The 21849-nt window shown below is 68.4% G+C and carries 22 protein-coding genes and 2 tRNA genes; 5 read left to right on the top strand and 19 right to left on the bottom strand.

The annotated features are described in order from the left end of the window. Positions 1 to 2: 2 nt before the first annotated feature. The 5 genes from NQ204_RS16120 to NQ204_RS16100 all read right to left on the bottom strand — a co-directional run bounded on the left by NQ204_RS16120 (position 3) and on the right by NQ204_RS16100 (position 3353). Positions 3 to 76: transfer RNA gene (locus NQ204_RS16120), tRNA-Pro, on the bottom strand. 141 nt (positions 77 to 217) lie between these two features. Further along, positions 218 to 294: transfer RNA gene (locus tag NQ204_RS16115), tRNA-Pro, on the bottom strand. Between the two features lie 55 nt (positions 295 to 349). Then, a complete protein-coding gene (gene cydX, locus NQ204_RS16110; protein WP_079222503.1) occupies positions 350 to 466 on the bottom strand; it encodes a cytochrome bd-I oxidase subunit CydX in 117 nt (38 codons plus the stop codon). A 133-nt stretch (positions 467 to 599) separates the two neighbouring features. Next, a complete protein-coding gene (gene cydB / locus NQ204_RS16105; protein ID WP_116864928.1) occupies positions 600 to 1754 on the bottom strand; it encodes a cytochrome d ubiquinol oxidase subunit II in 1155 nt (384 codons plus the stop codon). A gap of 15 nt (positions 1755 to 1769) precedes the next feature. Then, positions 1770 to 3353, bottom strand: coding sequence for a cytochrome ubiquinol oxidase subunit I (locus NQ204_RS16100; protein ID WP_256644388.1), 1584 nt, complete (start codon positions 3351 to 3353; stop codon positions 1770 to 1772). Positions 3354 to 3576: 223 nt separating this feature from the next. On the opposite strand from NQ204_RS16100, the gene cydD reads away from it, so the two are divergent. Both cydD and cydC read left to right on the top strand, forming a co-directional pair. Beyond that, complete coding sequence (cydD, locus tag NQ204_RS16095; protein WP_256644387.1) at positions 3577 to 5325, top strand: thiol reductant ABC exporter subunit CydD; 1749 nt, start codon at positions 3577 to 3579, stop codon at positions 5323 to 5325. Continuing rightward, positions 5322 to 6995 (top strand): thiol reductant ABC exporter subunit CydC, encoded by a 1674-nt coding sequence (cydC, locus tag NQ204_RS16090; protein ID WP_256644386.1) that lies wholly within the window; start codon positions 5322 to 5324, stop codon positions 6993 to 6995. Before cydD ends, cydC begins: the two co-directional genes overlap by 4 nt. A 118-nt stretch (positions 6996 to 7113) precedes the next feature. Here cydC and NQ204_RS16085 read toward each other — a convergent pair whose 3' ends face one another. The 11 genes from NQ204_RS16085 to ccmA form a co-directional block, all read right to left on the bottom strand. Further along, on the bottom strand, positions 7114 to 7458 hold the full coding sequence (locus NQ204_RS16085) for a DUF1294 domain-containing protein (protein WP_256644385.1): 345 nt from the start codon (positions 7456 to 7458) through the stop codon (positions 7114 to 7116). Beyond that, on the bottom strand, positions 7459 to 8571 hold the full coding sequence (gene metX / locus NQ204_RS16080; RefSeq protein WP_256644384.1) for a homoserine O-acetyltransferase MetX: 1113 nt from the start codon (positions 8569 to 8571) through the stop codon (positions 7459 to 7461). It abuts the gene before it with no gap. A gap of 136 nt (positions 8572 to 8707) precedes the next feature. After that, on the bottom strand, positions 8708 to 9700 hold the full coding sequence (locus NQ204_RS16075; protein ID WP_343238534.1) for a tetratricopeptide repeat protein: 993 nt from the start codon (positions 9698 to 9700) through the stop codon (positions 8708 to 8710). Beyond that, positions 9694 to 10143, bottom strand: a complete 450-nt coding sequence (locus NQ204_RS16070) for a cytochrome c-type biogenesis protein (protein ID WP_256644389.1) — start codon at positions 10141 to 10143, stop codon at positions 9694 to 9696. Before NQ204_RS16070 ends, NQ204_RS16075 begins: the two co-directional genes overlap by 7 nt. A gap of 4 nt (positions 10144 to 10147) precedes the next feature. Continuing rightward, complete coding sequence (locus NQ204_RS16065) at positions 10148 to 10765, bottom strand: DsbE family thiol:disulfide interchange protein (protein ID WP_079222496.1); 618 nt, start codon at positions 10763 to 10765, stop codon at positions 10148 to 10150. Positions 10766 to 10773: 8 nt separating this feature from the next. Next, positions 10774 to 12693: a heme lyase CcmF/NrfE family subunit gene (locus NQ204_RS16060; RefSeq protein WP_116865084.1), complete on the bottom strand. Its 1920-nt coding sequence runs from the start codon at positions 12691 to 12693 to the stop codon at positions 10774 to 10776. A 12-nt stretch (positions 12694 to 12705) separates the two neighbouring features. Beyond that, a complete protein-coding gene (ccmE, locus tag NQ204_RS16055) occupies positions 12706 to 13167 on the bottom strand; it encodes a cytochrome c maturation protein CcmE (protein ID WP_108769353.1) in 462 nt (153 codons plus the stop codon). Then, positions 13164 to 13352 (bottom strand): heme exporter protein CcmD, encoded by a 189-nt coding sequence (ccmD, locus tag NQ204_RS16050; protein WP_116865085.1) that lies wholly within the window; start codon positions 13350 to 13352, stop codon positions 13164 to 13166. Before ccmD ends, ccmE begins: the two co-directional genes overlap by 4 nt. Further along, positions 13349 to 14101, bottom strand: coding sequence for a heme ABC transporter permease CcmC (gene ccmC, locus NQ204_RS16045; protein WP_256644382.1), 753 nt, complete (start codon positions 14099 to 14101; stop codon positions 13349 to 13351). The genes ccmD and ccmC overlap by 4 nt, the downstream gene beginning before the upstream one ends. Positions 14102 to 14144: 43 nt before the next feature. Beyond that, positions 14145 to 14840 (bottom strand): heme exporter protein CcmB, encoded by a 696-nt coding sequence (gene ccmB / locus NQ204_RS16040; protein WP_116865087.1) that lies wholly within the window; start codon positions 14838 to 14840, stop codon positions 14145 to 14147. Further along, positions 14837 to 15484 carry a heme ABC exporter ATP-binding protein CcmA gene (ccmA, locus tag NQ204_RS16035; RefSeq protein ID WP_481563019.1) on the bottom strand — a complete coding sequence of 216 codons (648 nt, stop codon included), beginning with the start codon at positions 15482 to 15484 and terminating at the stop codon, positions 14837 to 14839. The genes ccmB and ccmA overlap by 4 nt, the downstream gene beginning before the upstream one ends. Before the next feature lie 212 nt (positions 15485 to 15696). Here ccmA and NQ204_RS16030 point away from each other — a divergent pair, with 212 nt between their 5' ends. From NQ204_RS16030 to NQ204_RS16020, 3 genes are all read left to right on the top strand, one after another. After that, entirely contained in the window at positions 15697 to 16845 is a 1149-nt protein-coding gene (locus NQ204_RS16030) for a pyridoxal phosphate-dependent aminotransferase (RefSeq protein WP_256644381.1), read from the top strand. Between the two features lie 13 nt (positions 16846 to 16858). Continuing rightward, positions 16859 to 17665: an amidohydrolase gene (locus tag NQ204_RS16025; protein WP_108769347.1), complete on the top strand. Its 807-nt coding sequence runs from the start codon at positions 16859 to 16861 to the stop codon at positions 17663 to 17665. Positions 17666 to 17783: 118 nt separating this feature from the next. Next, entirely contained in the window at positions 17784 to 18218 is a 435-nt protein-coding gene (locus NQ204_RS16020; protein WP_256644380.1) for a hypothetical protein, read from the top strand. Positions 18219 to 18323: 105 nt separating this feature from the next. Here the strand turns inward: NQ204_RS16020 and NQ204_RS16015 are convergent, their stop codons facing one another. The 3 genes from NQ204_RS16015 to NQ204_RS16005 are packed head-to-tail and all read right to left on the bottom strand — an operon-like array spanning position 18324 to position 21793. Beyond that, on the bottom strand, positions 18324 to 20000 hold the full coding sequence (locus tag NQ204_RS16015; RefSeq protein ID WP_256644379.1) for a pseudouridine synthase: 1677 nt from the start codon (positions 19998 to 20000) through the stop codon (positions 18324 to 18326). Next, positions 19993 to 20874, bottom strand: a complete 882-nt coding sequence (gene scpB, locus NQ204_RS16010) for an SMC-Scp complex subunit ScpB (RefSeq protein WP_116864332.1) — start codon at positions 20872 to 20874, stop codon at positions 19993 to 19995. The genes NQ204_RS16015 and scpB overlap by 8 nt, the downstream gene beginning before the upstream one ends. Before the next feature lie 13 nt (positions 20875 to 20887). Next, entirely contained in the window at positions 20888 to 21793 is a 906-nt protein-coding gene (locus NQ204_RS16005) for a segregation and condensation protein A (protein WP_116864331.1), read from the bottom strand. Between the last annotated feature and the right edge of the window lie 56 nt (positions 21794 to 21849).

Raw genomic sequence — 21849 nt, 5'->3', positions numbered from 1 at the left:
GGTCGGGGAGACAGGATTCGAACCTGCGACCTCTACGTCCCGAACGTAGCGCTCTACCAGACTGAGCTACACCCCGAGGGGAGCCGCCTATTCTATCCATTCACCCCGATGGCGGCAAGGGGCAAATGGTGTTTCTTCACACTGCCGAAGCAATGGAATCCTTCAGGGAACAAAAAAGCCTGGAAGACTTCACCAGGCTTCAATGCGACCACCGAAGTGGTCGGGGAGACAGGATTCGAACCTGCGACCTCTACGTCCCGAACGTAGCGCTCTACCAGACTGAGCTACACCCCGAAGGAGCCGCCTAAGATACCGTGTGAAGGCCAAGGCGGCAAGGTTTTTTTACAGCTCAGCGACTGTTTTCTTTCTCGAGGCGGTTCCGCTCGCGCGATTCGAACCACATGCCGTTGAGGATGGCCACGGTGGAGGCCAGGCCAGTGCCGAGGATCCAGGCGAAATACCACATGCTCGTATCTCCTTCGTTCGGGGCAGGTGCCGACCGTGGGTCGGCGCCTATTGCTCATGGTGGGTGCCGACCATCGCTCAGCACCTGTTGCTCGTGGTGGGTGCCGACCGTTGGTCGGCACGGATGCAATCCATCAATACGCGTTCGGGTTGTCGCCCATTTCTTCGACCGTGGTCTTGCCCTTCAGCACGCGGTACACCCAGGTGGTGTAGGCGAGGATGATCGGCAGGAAGATGGCCGTCGCCAGCAGCATGATCCACAGCGTCAGGTGGCTGGACGAGCTGTCCCAGACGGTGAGGCTGGAGGTGGGCTGGCTGGAGGACGGCAGCAGGAAGGGGAAGATGGCGAAGCCGACGGTGAGGATGATGCCGGCGATGGACGCGCCCGAGGCGATGAAGGCCAGACCGCCGCGCCGTGCACGCAGCAGCACCGCACTGGCCAGCGCACCCAGCAGGCCCAGCACCGGGAACACGATCGTGGCCGGCATGCTGCTGTAGTTGCGCAGCCAGCCACCGGCAGCCGTGCCGATCGCCGCCGTCTTCAGCAGCGGGTTGGTCGGGCCGTCGGTCACCACCTGCGAGGTGATCTGGTAACCGGGCAGGCCGAAGGCCACCCAGAGGCCTGCCACCGCGAACAGCACGAAGCTGATCAGTGCGGCGATGCTGCCGTAGCGTGCGGCACGTTCGGCCACCGGGCCGTCGGTCTTGATGACCAGCATGGCCGCACCGTGCGAGACCAGCATGGCCACGCTGACCAGGCCGGCGATGAGCGCGAACGGCGTAAGCAGGCCGAAGAACGAACCGGTGTAGGTCACGCGCAGGGTGTCATCGAAGTGGAACGGCACGCCCAGCAGCACGTTGCCCACCGCCACGCCGGCAATCAGGCCCGGCAGCAGGCCACCGACGAACAGCACGCGGTCCCAGTTGTCGCGCCAGCGCCTGGACGGCATCTTGCTGCGGTACTTGAAGCCGACCGGCCGCAGGATCAGGCCGAACAGCATCGCGAACACCGCCAGGTAGAAGCCGGAGAAGCTCACCGCATACAGCGGCGGCCAGGCGGCGAAGATCGCACCGCCACCCAGCACCAGCCAGACCTGGTTGCCTTCCCAGACCGGGCCGACGGTGTTGATCACCAGCCGGCGTTCCTCATCGGTTTTCGCCACGAACGGCAGCAGGGTGCCGACGCCGAGATCGAAACCGTCCATCACCGCCCAGCCGACCAGCAGGATGCCGAGCAGCAGCCACCAGATCACGCGGAGCGTGGTGTAATCAAGTGCAATGAATTCCATCTGGATTCTCCTGCCTCAGGCCTGTCCGGCAGCGGCTGCAGTGGGGGAAACAGGGCGGATGTCGGCCTGCAGCGTCGGCAGGATGTCATCCGGTCCGGTGCGCACGGCCTTGAGCATCAGCTTGATCTCGATGACCAGCAGCACCGTGTAGGTTGCGGTGAAGATGGCCAGCGTGGTCAGGATTTCATGCAGGGCCAGGCCCGACGCGGCGTAGAAAGTGGGCAGCACGCCATCCACCGCCCACGGCTGGCGGCCGTATTCGGCCACGAACCAGCCACATTCGATCGCGATCCACGGCACCGGCAGGCTCCACACCGCCAGCTTCAGGAACCAGCGCTTGTCCTGGAAGTTGTTGCGGCAGGAGAAGTAGAACGCCAAGGCGAAGAACGCGATCAGGTAGAAGCCCAGGCCCGCCATGATGCGGAAGGTCCAGAAAAGCGGTGCCACGCGCGGCACGGTATCCATCGCGGCCTTGGAGATTTCCTCCGGGGTGGCGTTGAGGATGTCCTCGCGGTAACGCTTCAGCAGCAGGCCATGGCCCAGGTCCTGCCAATGGCGGTCGAACATCTCGCGCGCCTGCAGGTCGGTCTTGTCCTTCTTGATGCGTTCCAGCGCGCCATAGGCGAGCTGGCCACCGCGGATGCGGTGCTCGGCGCGGTCCACCAGTTCCAGGATGCCGGGAATCGGCTGGTCCAGCGAACGGGTGGCGATCAGGCCCATCAGGTACGGGATCTTGATCGCGTAGTCGTTCTGGTGCGTGGTCTGGTTGGGAATGCCGAAGGCGGTGAAGTCGGCCGGCGCACGCTCGGTTTCCCACATCGCTTCGATCGCGGCCAGCTTCATCTTCTGGTGCTCGCTGGCGGCGTAACCGCTCTCGTCACCCAGCACCACCACCGACAGCGAGGACAGCAGGCCGAAGGCTGCGGCCACCGCGAACGAGCGACGGGCCATGTCCTTGTGCTTGTTGCGCAGCAGGTACAGGGCGCTGATCGACATCACGAAGATGGCACCGGTCACGTAGCCGGCGCTGACGGTGTGCACGAACTTGGCCTGCGCCACCGGGTTGAACAGCACCGCGGCGAAGTCCACCACTTCCATGCGCATCGTGTCCGGGTTGAACACCGCACCGGTCGGGTTCTGCATCCAGCCGTTGGCGATCAGGATCCACACCGCCGACAGGTTGGTGCCCAGCGCCATCAGCCAGGTGACGGTGAGGTGCTTGACCGGGCTCAGGCGCTTCCAGCCGAAGAAGAACAGACCGATGAAGGTCGCTTCGAGGAAGAAGGCCATCAGGCCTTCGATGGCCAGCGGCGCACCGAAGATATCGCCCACGTAGTGGCTGTAGTACGACCAGTTCATGCCGAACTGGAATTCCATCACCAGGCCGGTGGCCACGCCGATGGCGAAGTTGATGCCGAACAGCGTGCCCCAGAACAGGGTCATCTGCCGCCAGACCTGTTTGCGGGTCATGACGTACACGCTCTCCATGATGGCCACCATGAAGGACAGGCCGAGGGTGAGCGGTACGAATAGGAAGTGGTACATCGCGGTCAGAGCGAATTGCAGCCGCGACAGTTCTACGACTGTCTGATCAATCATGGCCTGGCTACCTCGTGGGATAGTGCCGTTGCGGGTGGCGGGAAGGGTGGTCTACGGGGGAATGATGTGACCGACTACTTCAAACAGCCTTGATCCAGATCAATGTATGAATGAGTGCCCAAGGGGATCGTATGCCTTTCCCGTGACGCCTGCGACCACCTGCCGCAGGGGCGCCTGCGACCTGCGCCTACAATGCGGAGCATCCCCGTTGCCTGTGAAGACCTTGAGCGCTGCCGAACCTACTGCTGCCGAGCCCCGCACCGCGGAGGAGGAATCGACCCTGCAACGGCGTGCCCGCACCGCCTGGCTGGCCGGCCTGGCCCATGCCGCGCGTGGCCGGCAGCGGCTGGCGGCCCTGTGCATCAGCCTGTCCGGCGCCCTGCTGATCGGCCAGGCTGCCGCGATCGCCTGGCTGGTGCAGACGGTGCTGGTGGAGCGCGCGCCGCTGGCCAGCGGCCTGCCGGTGCTGGCCGCGCTGGCGGTGATCCTGGTGCTGCGCACGCTGTTGGGCAGTGCCACCCAGGCCGCCGCGGGCGACGTCGCCGATGCGGCCCGCCTGGCCCTGCGCGAGCGCGTGTTCGCGCGCCTGCTGGGCCGTGGCCCGCTGTGGCTGCGGCAGCGCCGCACTGGCGAGCTGGGCGAACTGATGCTGCACCATGGCGATGCCATCGAGAGCTATTACAGCGGCTTCCTGCCGGTGCGTACCGAAGTGGTGGTCGTGCCGCTGCTGATCCTGGCCGCGGTGGCCTGGGTCGACTGGGTGGTGGCGCTGATCCTGCTGTTCACCGCGCCGCTGGTGCCGTTCTTCATGATGCTGGTGGGCTGGGGCGCCGAGGCCGCCGGTCGCGCGCAGCTGGGCGAACTGGCACGCATGAGCGGCCACTTCGCCGACCGCATCAAGGGGCTGGGCCTGCTGCGCCTGTATGGGCGGGGCGAGGCCGAACTTACCGGTATCGAAGCGGCTGCCGAAGGGGTGCGCGTGCGCACGATGAAGGTGCTGCGCATCGCTTTCCTGTCCTCCACCGTGCTGGAATTCTTCGCCTCGGTAAGCGTAGCGATGGTCGCGCTATACCTCGGCCTGAGCTACCTGGGGCTGATGTCCCTGCATGCGACGGTGCCGACGCTGGGCGCGGGCCTGTTCTGCCTGCTGCTGGCGCCGGAGTTCTACGCACCGCTGCGACGGCTGGCCGCGCATTACCACGATCGCGCCAATGCACTGGCCGCCGCTGCCGAAGTCGAGCGCCTGCTGCTGTCGCTGCCCGAGGAGCCAGCGGTGGCCGAGGTACCGCCGGCACCGCTGGCGGTGGAGCCGGCCGAGGCCGCCTTGCCGCCGCTGCAGGCGCAGGGTCTGGTGCTGCGCCCGCTCGGTGCCCCGCACGATGTGTTGCAGGACGTGGACCTGCGGCTGGAGCCCGGCCAGCGGCTGGCCCTGGTCGGCCCCAGTGGCTCGGGCAAGAGCACGCTGCTGGAAGCGCTGGCCGGTTGGCTGCCGCCGCGTGCCGGGCGGGTGCAGCAACGCGCCGGCGTGCAGGTGGCCTATGCCAGCCAGCGCCCCTATCTGTTCCATGGTTCAATCGCCGACAACCTGCGCCTGGCCGACCCCGGTGCCAGCGATGCACGCCTGCGCGCGGTGGCCGAGGCGGCGCAGGTGCTGCAGTTCGCCCGGCGCCTGCCGGAGGGGCTGGACACGCTGATCGGCGAGCGCGGCTTCGGCCTGTCCGGTGGCGAGGCGCGGCGCATCGGCCTGGCCCGCCTGCTGTTGCGTGACCCACAGGTGCTGCTGCTGGATGAGCCCACCGCCTTCCTCGATGCCGAGACCGAAGCGGCGCTGCTGAGCAGCCTGGCCGCATACGCGCGTGGCCGCAGCGTAGTGGTGGCCACCCACAGCCCGGCGGTGATCGCCTGGGCCGATCGCTGCCTGTTGTTGCCGGAAGGGCGCCTGGTCGATCCGGCACAGGCGGTGCGCGCATGAGCCGCTCGACCGATTCGCTGCGCGCGGTGTTCCTGCGCCACCGTCCGCGCCTGCTGCTGACGGTGCTGCTGCTGTGGATCACGATGCTGGCCGGCACCGCGCTGCTGGGCCTGTCCGGTGGCTTCCTCACCGCCGCCGCGCTGGCCGGTGCGGCAGGCCTGGCGCAGGGCTTCAATTTCTTCTCGCCCTCGGCCGGCATCCGCGGCCTGACCATGGCGCGCATCGTTTCGCGCTATTTCGAAAAGCTGGTCGGCCACGATGCCACCCTGCGCATCGCCCGCGACCTGCGCGTGTGGTTTTTCCGCCGCGCGCTGCCGCTGGCCCCGGCGCGGTTGGGTGCCACGCGTACGGGCGACCTGCTGGCGCGTCTGCTGGGCGACATCGGTGAGGTCGACGGCCTGCTGGTGCGCGCCATCGGGCCGCTGGTGGCGCTGGGCGCGTTGTCGCTGGTGGCGGTGGCTTCGGCCGCCCTGATCCTGCCCTCGGCCGCCGTGCTGCTGGCCGTGCTGGCGCTGCTGATCGGCTTCGGCGTGCCGTGGCTGGGCGTGCGCGGGCATGACGATGAAGAGGCTGACCGTGCCGCACATCGCGCCGCACTGCGTACCGCTGCATTCGAAGGCCTGGAGGGTGCGGGTGATCTGGCCGCGCTGCATGCCGACGCCGCGTGGCAGCTGAAGGTGCGGGTGGCTGCCAAGCAGCTGGCCTCGCGCGACCGGCGTCGGCGCTGGCGGCTGATCGCGGCCTCGACCCTGCACGGCCTGGTGGCCGGGCTGGGTCTGGTGGCGATGCTGGCGCTGGCCCTGCAGGCCGCCGAGCAGCAGCGCATTCCCGCGGAAATGGCCGCCGGCCTGGTGTTCCTGACCGTGGCGATGATCGAGTTGTGGGCGGGCATGGGCCTGGCCTGGCAGTCGCTGCAGTCGGGCCGCATCGCTGCGGATCGCCTGCAGTCCATCGTCGAGCAGACGCCGACGGTAGAGGATCCGGCAGTGCCGCAGGCAGTGCCCCGCGCCGCGGCCGTGCAGTGGGAAAACGTGCATTTCCGTTGGCCGGGCGCGGCGCGACCGGTACTGGCCGGCCTGCAGCTGAGCCTGGCGCCGGGTGAGCGCATCGCCATCCGCGGCGACAGCGGCAGTGGCAAGACCACGCTGTCGAGCCTGCTGCTGCGCCTGTGGGATCCGCAGCAGGGGCGGGTGAGCTACGGCGGTCGCGACCTGCGCGACTTCGCCCAGGAAGACTGGCACCGGCAGCTGGCGTGGCTGCCGCAGAACGCGCCGGTGTTCGCCGGCACGGTGGCCGAGAACCTGCGGCTGGGTGATCCGGACGCCAGCGATGACGCGCTGTGCGCAGTGCTGCGCCGCGTGCGCCTGGGTGAGTGGGCCGAGCGCAATGGCGGCCTGCAGACCTGGGTGGGCGAGAACGGCGCGACGATGTCGGCCGGCCAGGCAAGGCGGTTGGCCTTGGCGCGCGCGCTGCTGCGCAATGCACCGATCCTGTTGCTGGACGAACCGACCGAAGGGTTGGACGTGGATACCGCGCATGCGCTGCTGCAGGACCTGGCCGGATTGCTGGACGGGCGCAGCCTGTTGATGATCACCCACGACGACCTGCCCGACGGCGTGGTCGATGCGCAGTACCGTTTGCGTGACGGCGTGCTGGAGCGGGAAACCTGATCGCGGTGGTGCCGGCCGTACGTGGATCACCTGTAGAGCCGAGCCCATGCTCGGCTGCCTTTGTGCACGGAGCCGAGCATGGGCTCGGCTCTACAGGTGTCGTGAGCACGGCGGTTGGTTACCGCGAAAACTCGCGCAGCATCACCGCGATCGACGCCACGTTGGCCAGCACGCACAACCAGAACACCCATTGGAATTCCGCCTTGCGGTGCTTGTGGCGGAACAGCGCCTGGCCCAGCAGCGCGCCCGGCCAGCCACCGGCGAAGGCCAGCAGCTGCAGCGTGCGTTCGGGAATGCGCCATTGCTTGCGCCGTGCCGCCCGCTTGTCATGCCCGTACAGGCCGAACGACAGCGCACTGGCCAGCAGGCACCAGCCACCCAGCCACAGCGGCAGCACGCCGCTGACCGTCAGCGCGAGGAGCGCGCCGAACGCGGCCAGGGCCAGGTTGCGCCGCCAGGCCACTTAGAGCCCGTCGAGGAAACCGCGCACGGCCGGGCCGAAGCGATCGAAATCGACGAGGAACGCGTCGTGGCCCTGCGGTGAGTCCAGGCCGATGAACTGCGCGTCGGCACCGCCGGCACGCAGGCCGTCGGCGACCTGTTGCTGCTGCTGTACCGGGAACAGGATGTCGGTGTTGGCGCCGATGGCCAGCGCCTTTTCAACACGGATCTTCGCCAGACCGGCCAGCACGTCACCGTCGGCATACTCGGCCAGGTCGAACCAGTCCATCGAACGGCTCAGGTACAGGTAGCAGTTCGGATCGAAGAAGCGCACGAAGCGCCGTGCATGGCCTTCGAGGTAGCTTTCCACCTGGAACTCCAGGCCGAACGGGTCATCGTCGGTCTGGTCCGAATCCAGTCGCACGCGTCCGAAGCGGCCATCCCACTCCAGCGCGGAACGGTAGGTGATCACGCCGAGCTTGCGTGCCATGCGCATGCCCGATTCCGGGTAGTCGGTTTCGGTGTAGCGCCCGCCATCCCACTTGGGGTCGAGGCGGATGGCTTCGCGCTGCAGCGAGCGGATGGCGATGGAGAACGGCAATGCCTGCGCGCTGCCGGAAATGTTGACATGGCTGCGGGCGATCCCCGGCTGCAGCATCAGCACCGCCAGCGCGGTCATGCCGCCCATCGAATTGCCGACCACGCAGGCCAGCTGTTCGATGCCCAGGGCATGCACGACCTCGATGGCCGCGCGTGCGCCGTCTTCCACCGACAGTTCCGGGAAGTCGAGGCGATAGAGCTCGCCGGTGGCCGGATTCAGCGAGGCAGGGCCAGTGGAGCCCTTGCAGCTGCCCAGCGAATTGACGCAGACCACGAACCAGCGGTCGGTATCGATCGGCCTGCCGGCGCCGACCATCGCTTCCCACCAGCCTGGGGCCGGGTTGTCGGCGTTGGCGGCGGCATGTGCATCCGGCGACAGGCCGGTGACGATCAGGATCGCATTGCGGCCATCGGCGGCCAGCGTGCCCCAGGTCTCGTAGGCCACGCGCGCACCGTGCAGGGCGCCACCGCGCTTGAACGGGAACGGCGAGGGCAGGGCGTGGAAGCGGGTGCCGGGCGGGATGAATTCGGTCATGCGGGCATTCTAGCGGGGCCGCCTGTGTAGCAGGCGACACGCTGGTTTCCATTGGGGCCGGTATCCGCGCATGGCGTGGATCTAATGTAGAGCCGAGCCCATGCTCGGCTGCCCGGCGAGCGCAGCGGCGCGCGATCTACGGGAACCGCAGCTCCACCACGCCGTCATGCGGCAATGTCACCCGCACCACCTCGCTCTGTAGGTCGCCTTCGCTGCGATTGGCGCTGCCGCTGCGCGAAATGCGTGCCAGCACTTCCACTTCGGCATGCGCGGACAGCGGTGCGGTCGGCATCGGGCTGTCGCCGTCACCGAGGCCGACCGTGGCCGGGAAACCGTCCAGTGGCAGCCTGCGTGCGGCCACCGGCATCGGTGGACCACCGACGGCGCGTGCGAGCACGAACATCTGGGTGCTCGCCGGCCAATCAGCCTGCTTCAACGAGGCGGGCAGCAGCACGCGGACCTGCAGCAGGGCGGGCGCCTCCGCTGCCGGTGCGTCCACTGCCTGGCCGGCGGCCTCGCGGGCGATGGCGACCTGCGCCTGCAGTGCCTGCGCGGCACCGGGCTCCAGGCGCGGCAGCAGGCTGCTCCAGACATCGGCCGCCTCGGCATTGCGGCCGCGTTGGCGCAGGGCGATGCCGAGCAGCCAGCTGGCGCGCTCGGCATCGGGTGCCAAGCGACGGGCCTGCTGCAGCCAGTCCATCGCGGTGTCATCGAACTGTTTGCCCGCATCGGCCTGCGCGCGGGCCTGCGCGGCTTCCACCAGCACGCCGGCATCATCCGGGGCGAGGGCAACGGCGCGGGCGAAGGCGTCGGCGGCGGCGGTGGCATCGCCGAGCTCGGCCTGCGAGCGTCCCAGCAGCGCCCAGCCATCGACGCGTTGCGGGTCGCGCTGCAGTGCCTGCTGCAGTGCCTTCACCCCATCACGCAGGGTCGCCACCGACGGCGCCGGCTGCACCTGTGCGGCGCGCGGGTCGCCCACCAGCAGGTACAGGCAGGCGCCGACCACGCCCAGTGCCAGCACACCCGGCACGAAGCCGCGGCGGCCCTGCCGGCGCAGTGGCCACAGCACCAGCGCGGCCATCAGCGCGGCGACCAGGCCGGCCAGCACAGGCAGAAGGTTGCTCACCAGCCATCTCCTTCGTCGGCGTTGCCGGCCGGTACCGGCGCCACGTTGCGGCCACGGCGGCGGACGATCCCCAGCACCACCACGCCACCGGCGCCGAGCAGCAGCAGCGGGCCACCCCACAGCAGCCAGGTACCGGGCTGCAGCGGCGGCTGGTAGAGCACGAACTCACCGTAGCGGGTCACCAGGAACTGCTTGATCTGCGCATCGTCGAGGCCCTGCTGCATCAACTGCAGCACCTCGCGGCGCAGGTCCTGGGCAATCTGTGCGTTGGAATCGGCCAGCGACTGGTTCTGGCACTGCACGCAGCGCAGCTGCGCGGCCAGGTCGTGGAATCGGGCCTCTTCAGCCGCGTCGCGGAAGGCGAGCGGACGCGGGTCGTGCAGCGGCTGCTGGGCAGGCGCGGGCATCGCCGCCGCCATCAGCAGCGCAAGCAGCAGCCAGTGCAGCGGCTTACGGATTACCGTGCAGGCCGGCATCGGCATTGCCCTGGGCCTTCTCGATCTTCTGCAGCGCCGGGATCAGCTTCTCGTCGACCACCTGCTGGGTCATCGCACCGCTGTACTTCCAGCGCACGATGCCGCTGCCGTCGACCAGGAAGGTCTCCGGCGCAGCAGTCACGCCCCAGTCGATGGCGGTGCGGCCTTCGACATCGCTCAGCACCACCATGAACGGGTTGCCCAGCGTTTCCAGCCAGTGCAGCGCGTCGGTTGGCTCATCCTTCCAGTTGTAGCCGATCACGCGCACGCGCTTGCTCTCGGCGAAGCGGGTCAGCACCGGATGTTCCTCGCGGCAGGCCGCGCACCAGCTGCCCCACACGTTCAACAGGTAAGGCGCACCGCGCAGTTCTTCGCTGCGCACGGTCATGCTCGGGTCGTGCAGCACCGGCAGGGCGAAGGCTGGTGCCGGCTTGTCGATCAGCGCCGAGGGCAGCACGTCGCGCTGCGGGTCGCCCGATTTCATCACCCCGTAGATCATCAGCCCGAGCAGGCCGAAGAAGAACAGCACGCCGATCACGATGGCTACCGGCGGCAGCGGGCGGGACGGGCGCGGGGCGGGGGACTCGGACATGGAAACTCCTACGGACGACGGAAACGACGATCAGCGGCGGTGATGAATCCGCCCAGGGCCATCAGCAGCGCGCCCAGCCAGATCCAGCGCACGAAGGGCTTGATGTGCACCCGAACCGCCCATGCATTGTTGCCCAGCGGCTCGCCCAATGCCACGTAGACATCACCGCTCAGGCGTGCATCGATGCCGGCTTCGGTCATCACCTGGCCGCCGCTGGCGTACTGGCGCTTTTCCGGATGCAGCAGGGCCAGCTCGCGGCCGTCGCGGAACACGCGCAGGTGGCCGCGGTCGGCAGTAAAGTTGGGGCCTTCGCGATGGTCCACGCCTTCAAAGCGCACTTCATGGCGGCCGACCACCACCTGTTGGCCCGGTGCCAGCGCGACCTCGCGCTGCACGTTCAAGGCTTCCACCAGCAGCGCGCCGGCCAGGAACACGGCGACGCCGGCATGGGCGACGATCATGCCGAGCATTTCGCCGGTAAAGCGGCCATTGCCGCGCAGGCGCTGCCAGACGAAGCGCGCCGTGCCGAGGCCAACCCAGGCGGCCGCCGCCACGCCGAGGCCGGCCTTCCACCCGTTCTGCGGCGCCTGCCACCAGGCCAGACCGCCCAGCAGCACGGCCAGGCCCAGCCACGGCGCCAGCAGGGCGAACGCGCGCGACGGCTGGTCACGCTGCCACTTCACCAGCGGGCCAAACGGCAGCAGCAGCACCATCGGCGCCATCAGCAGCAGGAACAGGCTGCCGAAATAGGGCGGGCCGACCGAGATCTTGCCCAGCGACAGCGCGTCGGCCAGCAGCGGGTACAGCGTGCCCAGCAGCACCATCGCGCAGGCGGTGGCCAGCAGCAGGTTGTTGGCCAGCAGCAGGGTCTCGCGCGAGGTCGCGGTGAAGCCGCGGCGCGGGTCATCCGCATCCACGCTGAGTCCGCTGGCACGCAGCACGTACAGCAGCAGGCTGCCACCGACCAGCAGCGACAGGAACACCAGGATGAACAGGCCGCGCGAGGGATCGGCGGCAAACGAATGCACGCTGGTCAGCACACCCGAGCGCACCAGGAAGGTGCCCAGCAGCGACAGCGCGAAGGCGGCGATAGCCAGCAGCAGGGTCCAGCTGCCGAAGGTGCCGCGCTTTTCAGTAACGGCCTGCGAATGGATCAGCGCCGCGCCGACCAGCCACGGCATGAAGCTGGCATTTTCCACCGGGTCCCAGAACCACCAGCCGCCCCAGCCCAGCTCGTAATAGGCCCACCAGCTACCCAGCGCGATGCCCAGGGTCAGGAAGCCCCAGGCCACGTTGGTCCACGGCCGCGTCCAGCGCAGCCAGCGTGCATCCACGCGGCCTTCCAGCAGGGCGGCCACGGCGAAGGCGAACGGCACCGCAAAGCCCACGTAGCCCAGATACAGCATCGGCGGATGGATGATCAGGCCCGGGTCCTGCAGCAGCGGATTGAGATCGCGGCCTTCCAGCGGCGCCGGATTCAGGCGCAGGAACGGGTTGGAGGTGAAGATCAGGAAGGCGAGGAAGCCGACGCTGACCACGCCCATCACCGCCAGCACGCGGGCCTGCACCGGCGCGGGCAGGTGCCGCGAGAACAGCGCCACCGCACCGGTCCACAGCGCCAACACCAGCGCCCACATCAGCAGCGAGCCTTCGTGCGCGCCCCAGACCGCCGAGTAGCGGTAGATCATCGGCAGCAGTGAATTGGAATTCTCGGCCACGTAGCGCACCGAGAAATCCTGCTGCACGAAGGCAGCGGTCAGCACCGCGAACGCGCCGGCCACCAGCAGCAGCTGGGCCAGCGCGGCCGGTCGGGCCACCGCCATCCACGCGTCGTTGCCACGCTGCGCGCCGACCAGCGGCAGGCCGGCCTGCAGCAGCGAGGCCAGCAACGCACACAGCAGCAGGATCTGGCCCAGCTCTGGCAGCACTCCAGGCAACACTCAGCGCACCTCGGTGGCCGGTACCGGCACGTCGTGCTTGCGATGAGCATCACCCATCTTGTCGGCCACTTCCTTCGGCACGTACTTCTCATCGTGCTTGGCCAGCACTTCATCGGCGACGAACACGCCGTCCTGCAGGCGCCCGCTGGCCACCACGGCGGTGCCTTCGGCAAACATGTCCGGCAGGATGCGCGAGGTCAGCACGGCCAGCTGCGCATCGCCATCGGTGACCTCGAAACGGGCATCGAGCGAGCCGACCGGGCGGTTGAACGAGCCCTTGACCACCATCCCGCCGAGGCGGAAGCGGGTCTGCGCATCGACATCGCCGCGCAGTACTTCCGATGGCGTATAGAGGTAGGCGATGTTGCGTTCCAGCGCCATCGCTACCAGTGCGGTGGCCAGGCCGGAGGCGAGCAGGGCCAGCAGCACCCAGGCCATGCGGCGGCGCTGCACCGGCGTCATCGTTCCAGCTCCGCCGTCAGCGCCGGCGCGGACTGCTGCGCGCTCTGTCGTGCCTGCTGCCGCTGCTGGCGCGACCGCGCCTGGCGGCGCGCGGCGCGCAGGCGCAGCCACGAACCGATGGCATCGGCCAGCAGTACCAGCACGAACACCGCATAGGCGCCGATCACGAAGGGCAGGTGGGTCATCGCGGGGTCTCCTCCACGCGCGCGCCGACCCAGGCCTTGCCGGCCTCGCGGTCGAGGTTGTCGGCGCGTGCCTTGGCCAGTACCGAGCCGGCGAACCAGAACTTGGTGCCGATCACCATCCACCACAGCGGCGCGATCATCGCGCTGCTGATCGCCGAGTCACCGAACACGCTGATCGACTGGCGCTGGTGCAGTCCGCCCCACCAGTCCACCGAATAGCGGATGACCGGCAGCAGGCTGACGCCGACGATGGCCAGCAGGCCGGCCGCGCGCGCGGCGCTGCGGCGGTCTTCGATGGCGTGGTACAGGCCGATGACCCCCAGGTACAGGAACAGCAGGACCAGTTCGCTGGTCATGCGCGGGTCCCAGTCCCACCAGGTGCCCCAGGTGCCCTTGCCCCAGATGCTGCCGGTGAGCAGGGTGACGAGGGTGAAGCCGGCGCCCATCGGCGCGCAGGCCATGGCCAGGATCTCGCAGATCTTGATGCGCCAGATCAGCGCGATGGCGGCGTACAGGGCCATCAGCGCGAACACGAACAGGCTCATCCAAGCGCTGGGCACGTGGATGTAGAGGATGCGGAAGCTGTCCAGCTGGCGCGCTTCCGGCGGCACCACCAGCAGCGCCTGATACAGGCCGACCAGCAGCACCGGCAGCGCGGCGATGTAGAACACACGCGACCAGCGGGCAGCGAAACGATCGAAGGTGGGCGGCGAACCGAGTTGATGGAACCAGCGGACGATCGGATTCATGCGTGACGGCTATCCAGCAGGGGTGGATTGGCTCTCTGCCCGTTCAACTCAGGGAAATACGGATGGCCGCAGCCGTCGCCAGCGGTGCCAGCAGCAGTGCGACCACCAGTCCTGCGCCCAGCATCAGCAGCGCACCGACCGGATCCTGCCCGCGGCTGGCCGCCGCCAGGCTGCCCGCACCGAACACCAGCACCGGTACGTACAGCGGCAACGACAGCAACGCCACGAGAATACCAGAGCGCCGGATGCCGACGGTCAGCGCGGCGATCACGCCGCCGATCAGGCTCAGCACCGGTGTTCCCAGCAGCAACGATGCCAGCAACATCGGCAGTTGGTCATGTGGCAGATGCAGCATTTCCGCCAGCAGCGGGCTGACCACGATCAGCGGCAGCGCAGTGGTGGCCCAGTGCAGCAGTACGCGCACCAGCACCAGCCAAGCCAGCGGCACCGGGGCCAGCAGCCATTGTTCCAGCGATCCATCCTCGGCATCGGAACGGAACAGCGAATCCAGCGCCAGCTGCCCGGCCAGCAGTACCGCCAGCCACAGCACAGCACCGGCGGTGGCCGCCAGCGGCTGCGGATCGCGGCCCTGCGCCAGCGCAAACAGCACCACCACAAGCAGGGCGAACAGTACCGGCTGCAGCGCATCGCCACGGCGGCGCCAGAGCAGGCGCAGATCGCGCGAGAACAGGGCGCGGGCGGTCTGCCACAGGCCGGGTTCGGTACCCGGGGCGATCATGCGGCACCTCCGGGCACGGTTGCGGCCGGTTGCCCGGGCACGCGCAGTTCCAGCAGGCGCGTGCGCACCGGCGGTGCGGCATAGGCGCCGTGGGTGGTGACCAGGGCCGCACCGCCGCCGCGCAGATGCGCTGAAATCATCCGGTTGACCAGGTTGATGCCATCCAGATCGAGGTTGGCGTAGGGTTCGTCAAGCAGCCATAGCGGTGCCGGCGACAGCCAGATGCGGGCCAGCGCCAGGCGCCTTTTCTGCCCGGCCGACAGGTGTCGCACCAGGGTGTCCTCATAACCGGCCAGGCCGACGATGGCCAGCGCGCTGCCGGGCATCTGCTTGGCCCGACGGCCGTGCAGGCCGCAGAGGAAGTGCAGGTTCTCCAGCGTGTCCAGGTCCGGCTTCAGCGCGGGCAGGTGGCTGAGGTAGGCGACATAACGGGCGCGCTCGGTGTTGCTGGCCTGCTTGCCGTCGATGCGCACCTGGCCCGCGCCAGGGCGGGCCAATCCCGCCAGCACGCGCAGCAGGGTGGTCTTGCCGGCACCGTTGCCGCCCTGCACCAGCAGGGCCTCGCCGGCGTCCACGTGGAAGTCCAGCGGGCCGAACACGGGTTCGTCATTGCGGGAGAAGCTCAGGCCGCTGGCGGCCAGCAATGCTGGGGTGTTCAAGGGGCAGGGGTCTTCGTGCCGGAGTGCGGCGGCAATTGTAGCGATGAAACCTGCCCCGGTAGTGCCGGGCCATGCCCGGCGGCCGCAGGGAATATGCAACGAGTCGCCGGGTATGACCCGGCGCTACCGGCCTGGTCCACGGGCAGGGCGTGGATTTCGTACACTTTCAGTCCTTGTCTCCCCATTCCCCCAGGCCGATGCAACCCACCACCAAGCTGCCCAAGGTCGGTACCACGATCTTCACCGTGATGTCCCAGCTCGCCGCCGAACACGGCGCGGTCAACCTGGGCCAGGGTTTCCCGGATTTCTCCGCGCCGCAGCGCCTGATCGACGAAACCACCAAGGCGATGACCGCCGGCCTCAACCAGTACCCGCCGATGACCGGCGTGGCCCCGTTGCGCCAGGCCATCGCGCAGAAGTCGCTGGACCAGTACGGCGCCACCATCGATCCGGACATCGAGATCACCGTCACCAGCGGTGCCACCGAGGCGATCTTCAACGCCATCCACGCCGTGGTGCGTGCCGGCGAGGAAGTAATCGTGCTGGACCCGGCCTACGACTGCTATGAACCGGCCATCGAGCTGGCCGGCGCCGTCGCCGTGCACGTGCCGCTGGACCCGCAGACCTTTGCCGTGGACTGGGACCGCGTGCGTGCGGCGATCACCCCGCGCACCCGCATGCTGATGGTCAACACCCCGCACAACCCGTCGGGTGCGATGCTGGACGAGGCCGACATGCAGGCGTTGGCCGACCTGCTGCGTGGCACGCAGATCTACCTGATTTCCGATGAGGTGTACGAACACATCATCTACGACGGCCGCCGCCACGAATCGGCGCTGCGCTACCCGGAACTGCGCGAGCGCACCTTCGTCATCTCCAGCTTCGGCAAGACCTACCACTGCACCGGCTGGAAGATCGGCTACGCGGTGGCGCCGCCGCTGCTGACCGCTGAATTCCGCAAGGTGCACCAGTACAACACCTTTACCAGCTTCGGCCCGGCGCAGTACGGCTTCGCCGCGATGATCCGCGACGAGCCCGAGCACCACCTCGAGCTGGGCGCGTTCTACCAGGCCAAGCGCGATCGCTTCCGCGAGCAGCTGGCCGGCACCCGCCTGAAGCCGCTGCCGGTGCCGGGCGGCTACTTCCAGCTGGTCGACTACTCGGCCATCAGCGACCTGCCCGACCACGAATTCGTGAAGTGGCTGACCATCGAGAAGGGCGTCACCGCCATCCCGCTGTCGCCGTTCTACGAGACCGCGCCGGTCGGCCAGCGCCTGGTGCGTCTGTGCTTTGCCAAGAACGAAGCGACTCTGGACGCGGCGATCGAACGCCTGCGCCTGCTCTGAGGACGTGACGACCATGCAGGACCTGCGCATTTCCCTCGTCCAGGGCGACACCCGCTGGCACGACCCGGCGGGCAACCGTGAGTACTACGGCGCGCTGCTGGCGCCGCTGGCGGGCAGCACCGACCTGGTGATCCTGCCGGAGACCTTCACCAGCGGCTTCTCCAACGAGGCCATCGCCCAGGCCGAAGGCATGGACGGCCCGACCGTGGCCTGGGTGCGCGAACAGGCCAAGGCGCTGGACGCGGCGGTGATCGGCAGCGTGCAGCTGCGTGATGGCGAAGGCGTCTACAACCGCCTGCTGTTCGCCACGCCGGACGGCGCGCTGCAGTACTACGACAAGCGCCACCTGTTCCGTTACGGCGGCGAGCACGAGCGCTACGCCGCTGGTCGCGACCGCCTGAGCGTGGAATGGAAGGGCTGGCGGATCAATCCGCAGGTCTGCTATGACCTGCGTTTCCCTGTGTTCTGCCGCAACCGTTATAACGTGGAGCGGGCAGGGCAGATGGATTTCGACCTGCAGATCTTCGTGGCCAACTGGCCGTCGGCGCGTGCCTACGCGTGGAAGACCCTGCTGCGCGCACGGGCGATCGAGAACCTGTGCTTCGTGGCGGCGGTCAACCGGATCGGTGTGGACGGCAACCAGCTGCACTACGCCGGCGACAGCGCGGTGATCGACTTCCTCGGCCAGCCGCAGGTGGAGATCCGCGAACGCGAGCAGGTGGTCACCACCACCATCTCGGCCGAGGCCCTGGCCGCGCACCGCGCGCGCTTCCCGGCGATGCTCGATGCCGATGCGTTCCACCTGGACGAACGGGCCTGAGACCGGCCCCGGTGTGGCGGCTGAACGCTTGCCACACCGCCTCGCGCGCCTGCATCCACGGTGCACGCGCGCGCTGCTAGATTCGCGGCCAGTCCGACCTGAACTGGAAGTCCTGCCGATGAACAAGCCCCTTGTCCTGCTGCTGGCGCTGGCCGCAGCCTCCCTGGCCCCGGCGGCACACGCCGGTGGCAACCTCGACTGCCAGCTGCGCTACACCCTGTCCGGCTGGTCGCTGATCTACAAGACCGCCTCGGGCAACGGCACCCTCCAGTGCAGCAACGGCGCGACCATGCCGGTGCGCATCCAGCTCAAGGGCGGCGGCCTGACCGTGGGCAAGTCGAAGATCACCAACGGCCGCGGCAGCTTCACCGGCGCGGTGGGCATCAACGAGCTGCTGGGCACCTATGCCTCGGTGGGCGCGCACGCGGGCGTGGTGAAATCCAGCAACGCGCAGGTGATGACCAAGGGCGACGTCTCGCTGGCCCTGTCCGGCACCGGCAAGGGCTGGGACCTGGGCGTGGACGGGACTGCCTTCACCATCAGCCGCCGCTGAGCTCGGTCCATCCACGCATGGCGTGGATCTACTAGGGAATCGTTCCACCCGTCAAAGAAAAACCCCGGCCGGAGCCGGGGTTTTTCATTTCAGACGTATCAGCGATCAGCCGCCGCGCGGGCCGCTGCGACGCGGGCCGCCCGGACCGCGGTTGCTGCCGGGGCCACCCGGGCCACGGTTGCCACCCGGGCCGCCGGGACCACGGTTGCCGCCGGGACCACCCGGGCCACGGTTGCCGCCCGGGCCGCGATTGCCACCCGGACGTGCATTGGCGTTGCCGCCTGGACGACCGTTGCCGGCCGGACGCGTGCTGCCGTACGGGCTGAAGCCCGGATTGGCGTGGTCGGACGGGAAGCTCGGAGCGTTGCCCGGATGGCCGTAGGGGTGCTTGTTGCCCTGGCCCTGCGAGCGGTTGCCCGCACCGCCCGGACGACCCTGGCCGCCGCCGGCGCCACCACGGCCTTCGCCGCCGAAGCCGCCGCGACCCTGGCCGCCACCTGTACCGGCGCCCGGGCCCTTCGGCTTGCCGTACGGGCGGCCCTGGCCGCCTGCACCTGCGCCCGGACCACGGGCACCCGGGCCACGTGCGCCCGGACCGGCGTTGCGGTGGCCGCTCGGGCCGGTGCTGACACCGTCCGGCACGTACCAGGTACGGAACGCGGCCGGGTTGCCTTCCGGCAGCGAACGGTCATTCTTCGGCGCGCGCTGCTTGAACGGCTTCTGCGACTGCTTGGCCGCCGCTTCACCGCTGACGGTCAGGCCGCCCTTGAAGCCGCCACCCTTGCCGCCGCGACCACGGCCGCGGTCTTCGCGCACGTTGTCGAAGCGACGCAGTTCGCGACCTTCATCGGCGGTGCTGTGGCCGTTGACGTAGGCATTGCCACGACCGCCTTCGCGCACGCGCACGGTGGTCTTGGCGGCGCGACGCTGGCCGATCACCGGCTGCAGGGTCAGTGCCGACGGCGCGCCTTCTTCCAGCTTGAGTTGCGCGCGCAGGGCTTCGACCTGCGCGGTGGGCAGTTCGACCGAGTGGCCACGCACCAGTTCGCGCGGCAGGCTGACCTTGCCGTAGCGGGTGCGCTTCAGACGGCTGACCTGGCAACCCTGCGATTCCCACAGGCGGCGCACTTCACGGTTGCGGCCTTCCTTCACCACGACGCGGAACCAGTCGTGCGAATCGGTGCCGCCGATGCGTTCGATCTCGTCGAACTTGGCCGGGCCGTCTTCCAGCGCCACGCCACGGGCGAGGCGGTCGACGATGGCGTCGGAGACCTTCTCTTCGCCTTCCGGGGCGCGCACGCGAACCACGTACTCGCGCTCGACCTCGAACGACGGGTGCATCATGGCGTTGGCCAGTTCACCGTCGGTGGTGGCCAGCAGCAGGCCGGTGGTATTGATATCCAGGCGGCCGATGGCGATCCAGCGCGCGCCCTTCAGCGGCGGCAGGGATTCGAACACGGTCGGGCGGCCTTCGGGGTCTTCGCGGGTGGTCACTTCGCCTTCCGGCTTGTTGTAGACCAGCACGCGCGACGGCTCGGCCAGGGCGGTGGCGACGAAGCCACGGCCATCCAGCTCGATCTTGTCGCCGCTCTTGACCGACATGCCGGTCTGCGCGACTTCGCCGTTGACCTTGACCAGGCCTTCGGCGATGCGCTGCTCCAGCGCACGGCGCGAGCCGAGGCCGGCCTGGGCCAGCACCTTGTGCAGGCGCTCTTCCAGCTTGAACTGTTCGGAGGTGGCTTCACGCTTCAGCGAGAGCTTGTTACGGGGGGTGTCACTCATCAGTTTTGCTCCGGCCGACGGTTTCGAGGCCGGCCTCTGGTTCGGAATCGGCTTGGTCAACAGCCACGGTCGTCGTCGCGACGGCGTTGTCTTCGCGTTCGTTCACTGGCACCGCGCGCTCGCCCGGCGCGGAATCGGGGTGCCCATCATCGAGGGGCGAAGGTGCTTGCTCATCGGTGGCCGGCGCAGCAGCTGCCGCGTCGACGGAATTCTCGGTGTTGCCATCGCCGCCCTGCAGGCCGGCGTGATCATTACCGGCCGCATCGGGGTCGGCGCTGATGTCCGGGCCGGCGGCACCGGCAACGGCGGGACCATCACGGTCCAGCGCCAGCTGCGGTTCCAGCTCGCCCAGGTCTTTCAGTTCCGACAACGGCGGCAGTTCATCCAGGCGCTTCAGGCCGAAATAGTCCAGGAAGCCCTTGGTGGTACCGAACAGCGCCGGCTTGCCGGGCACGTCGCGGTGGCCGACCACGCGGATCCACTCGCGTTCTTCCAGTGCCTGGATGATGTTGCTGCTGACCGCCACGCCGCGCACCTGCTCGATCTCGCCGCGGGTGATCGGCTGCCGGTAGGCAATCAGCGCCAGGGTTTCCAGGGTGGCACGGGTGTAACGGGTCTTGCGTTCGGTCCACAGCCGGCTGATCCAACCATGCACTTCGCCGGTCACCTGGTAGCGGAAGCCGGAGGCGACCTCCACCAGTTCCACGCCGCGGCCTTCGCAGCCCTCGCGCAGGCGCTCCAGCGCACGTTCGATGCTGCCCGGCGGTGCCGGTTCCTCTTCCGGGAACAGGTCTTTCAGCTGGGCCAGGGTAAGCGGCTGGCTCGAGGCCAGCAGGGCACCTTCGACAATGCGGTTGATCAGCGTCTGGTCCATCGGCAGTCAGCGCTCACTCTTTCTCATTGGCGGCGTCGTTGTCGTCGAACTCGCTGCTGAACTGCAGCGGGGCGTTGGTGTTGCCGGCGGCCAGGGATTTCACGTAGATCGGCGCCAGCGGCTCTTCCTGGACCAGGTCCAGCAGCTGTTCCTTGGCCAGTTCCAGCACTGCGAGGAACGTGACCAGCACGCCCAGCTTGCCTTCTTCGGCGGTGAACAGCCCTTCAAAGCGGTAGAACCTGCCGTCCTCTAGACGACCCAGCACTTCACCCATGCGCTGGCGCACGCTCAGGGCCTCGCGCTTGATCGCGTGGCCGCTGAACAGCTCGGCACGCTTGAGCACGTCGTGCAGGGCCAGCAGCATTTCCTTCAGGTCCACCGGCGGCGGCAGCTTCACCGTCGCCCGCTCGGGCATGAAGGCGTGCGCAACCGTGGTGTCGCGGTCCTGGCGGGGCAGGGCGTCGATATCCTCGGCGGCCTGCTTGAAACGTTCGTACTCCTGCAGCCGGCGCACCAGCTCGGCACGCGGGTCGGCCTCGTCGCCCTCCTCGCTGACCGGGCGCGGCAGCAGCATGCGCGACTTCACCTCGGCCAGGATGGCGGCCATCACCAGGTACTCGGCGGCCAGCTCGAAACGCAGCTCGCGCATCACGGTGATGTATTCCACGTACTGCCGGGTGATCTCGGCCACGGGAATGTCCAGCACGTCCAGGTTCTGCCGGCGGATCAGGTACAGCAGCAGGTCCAGCGGACCTTCAAAGGCATCCAGGATGACTTCCAGCGCATCCGGCGGGATGTACAGGTCCTGCGGAATCTGCAGGACCGGTTGCCCATGCACCACGGCCAGCGGCATTTCCTGCTGCTGGGGGGCGGGCGGCCGGGTTGGCGGGTTCGCGTCGAGCGCGAGTTCGGAAGTCATCTAATGGACAATAGGATTGCAACGGACCAGTCGCGGTGCCGGTTCTGCCGGGCCTT

It is taken from the genome of Stenotrophomonas testudinis (genome assembly GCF_024499815.1).
In the GTDB taxonomy this organism is placed as follows: Bacteria; Pseudomonadota; Gammaproteobacteria; order Xanthomonadales; family Xanthomonadaceae; genus Stenotrophomonas.
The sequence above is the reverse complement of the archived record's forward strand: the minus strand, read 5'-3'. Positions and strand labels throughout refer to the sequence as shown.

Excerpts from the sequence above, each read along its gene's own strand:
- cydX (WP_079222503.1), bottom strand. The coding sequence starts at position 466 with ATGTGGTATTTCGCCTGGATCCTCGGCACTGGCCTGGCCTCCACCGTG.
- cydB (WP_116864928.1), bottom strand. The coding sequence starts at position 1,754 with ATGGAATTCATTGCACTTGATTACACCACGCTCCGCGTGATCTGGTGG.
- NQ204_RS16100 (WP_256644388.1), bottom strand. The coding sequence starts at position 3,353 with ATGATTGATCAGACAGTCGTAGAACTGTCGCGGCTGCAATTCGCTCTG.
- cydC (WP_256644386.1), top strand. The coding sequence starts at position 5,322 with ATGAGCCGCTCGACCGATTCGCTGCGCGCGGTGTTCCTGCGCCACCGT.
- metX (WP_256644384.1), bottom strand. The coding sequence starts at position 8,571 with ATGACCGAATTCATCCCGCCCGGCACCCGCTTCCACGCCCTGCCCTCG.
- NQ204_RS16065 (WP_079222496.1), bottom strand. The coding sequence starts at position 10,765 with ATGTCCGAGTCCCCCGCCCCGCGCCCGTCCCGCCCGCTGCCGCCGGTA.
- ccmE (WP_108769353.1), bottom strand. The coding sequence starts at position 13,167 with ATGACGCCGGTGCAGCGCCGCCGCATGGCCTGGGTGCTGCTGGCCCTG.
- ccmD (WP_116865085.1), bottom strand. The coding sequence starts at position 13,352 with ATGACCCACCTGCCCTTCGTGATCGGCGCCTATGCGGTGTTCGTGCTG.
- ccmC (WP_256644382.1), bottom strand. The coding sequence starts at position 14,101 with ATGAATCCGATCGTCCGCTGGTTCCATCAACTCGGTTCGCCGCCCACC.
- ccmB (WP_116865087.1), bottom strand. The coding sequence starts at position 14,840 with ATGATCGCCCCGGGTACCGAACCCGGCCTGTGGCAGACCGCCCGCGCC.
- NQ204_RS16030 (WP_256644381.1), top strand. The coding sequence starts at position 15,697 with ATGCAACCCACCACCAAGCTGCCCAAGGTCGGTACCACGATCTTCACC.
- NQ204_RS16025 (WP_108769347.1), top strand. The coding sequence starts at position 16,859 with ATGCAGGACCTGCGCATTTCCCTCGTCCAGGGCGACACCCGCTGGCAC.
- NQ204_RS16020 (WP_256644380.1), top strand. The coding sequence starts at position 17,784 with ATGAACAAGCCCCTTGTCCTGCTGCTGGCGCTGGCCGCAGCCTCCCTG.
- NQ204_RS16015 (WP_256644379.1), bottom strand. The coding sequence starts at position 20,000 with ATGAGTGACACCCCCCGTAACAAGCTCTCGCTGAAGCGTGAAGCCACC.
- scpB (WP_116864332.1), bottom strand. The coding sequence starts at position 20,874 with ATGGACCAGACGCTGATCAACCGCATTGTCGAAGGTGCCCTGCTGGCC.
- NQ204_RS16005 (WP_116864331.1), bottom strand. The coding sequence starts at position 21,793 with ATGACTTCCGAACTCGCGCTCGACGCGAACCCGCCAACCCGGCCGCCC.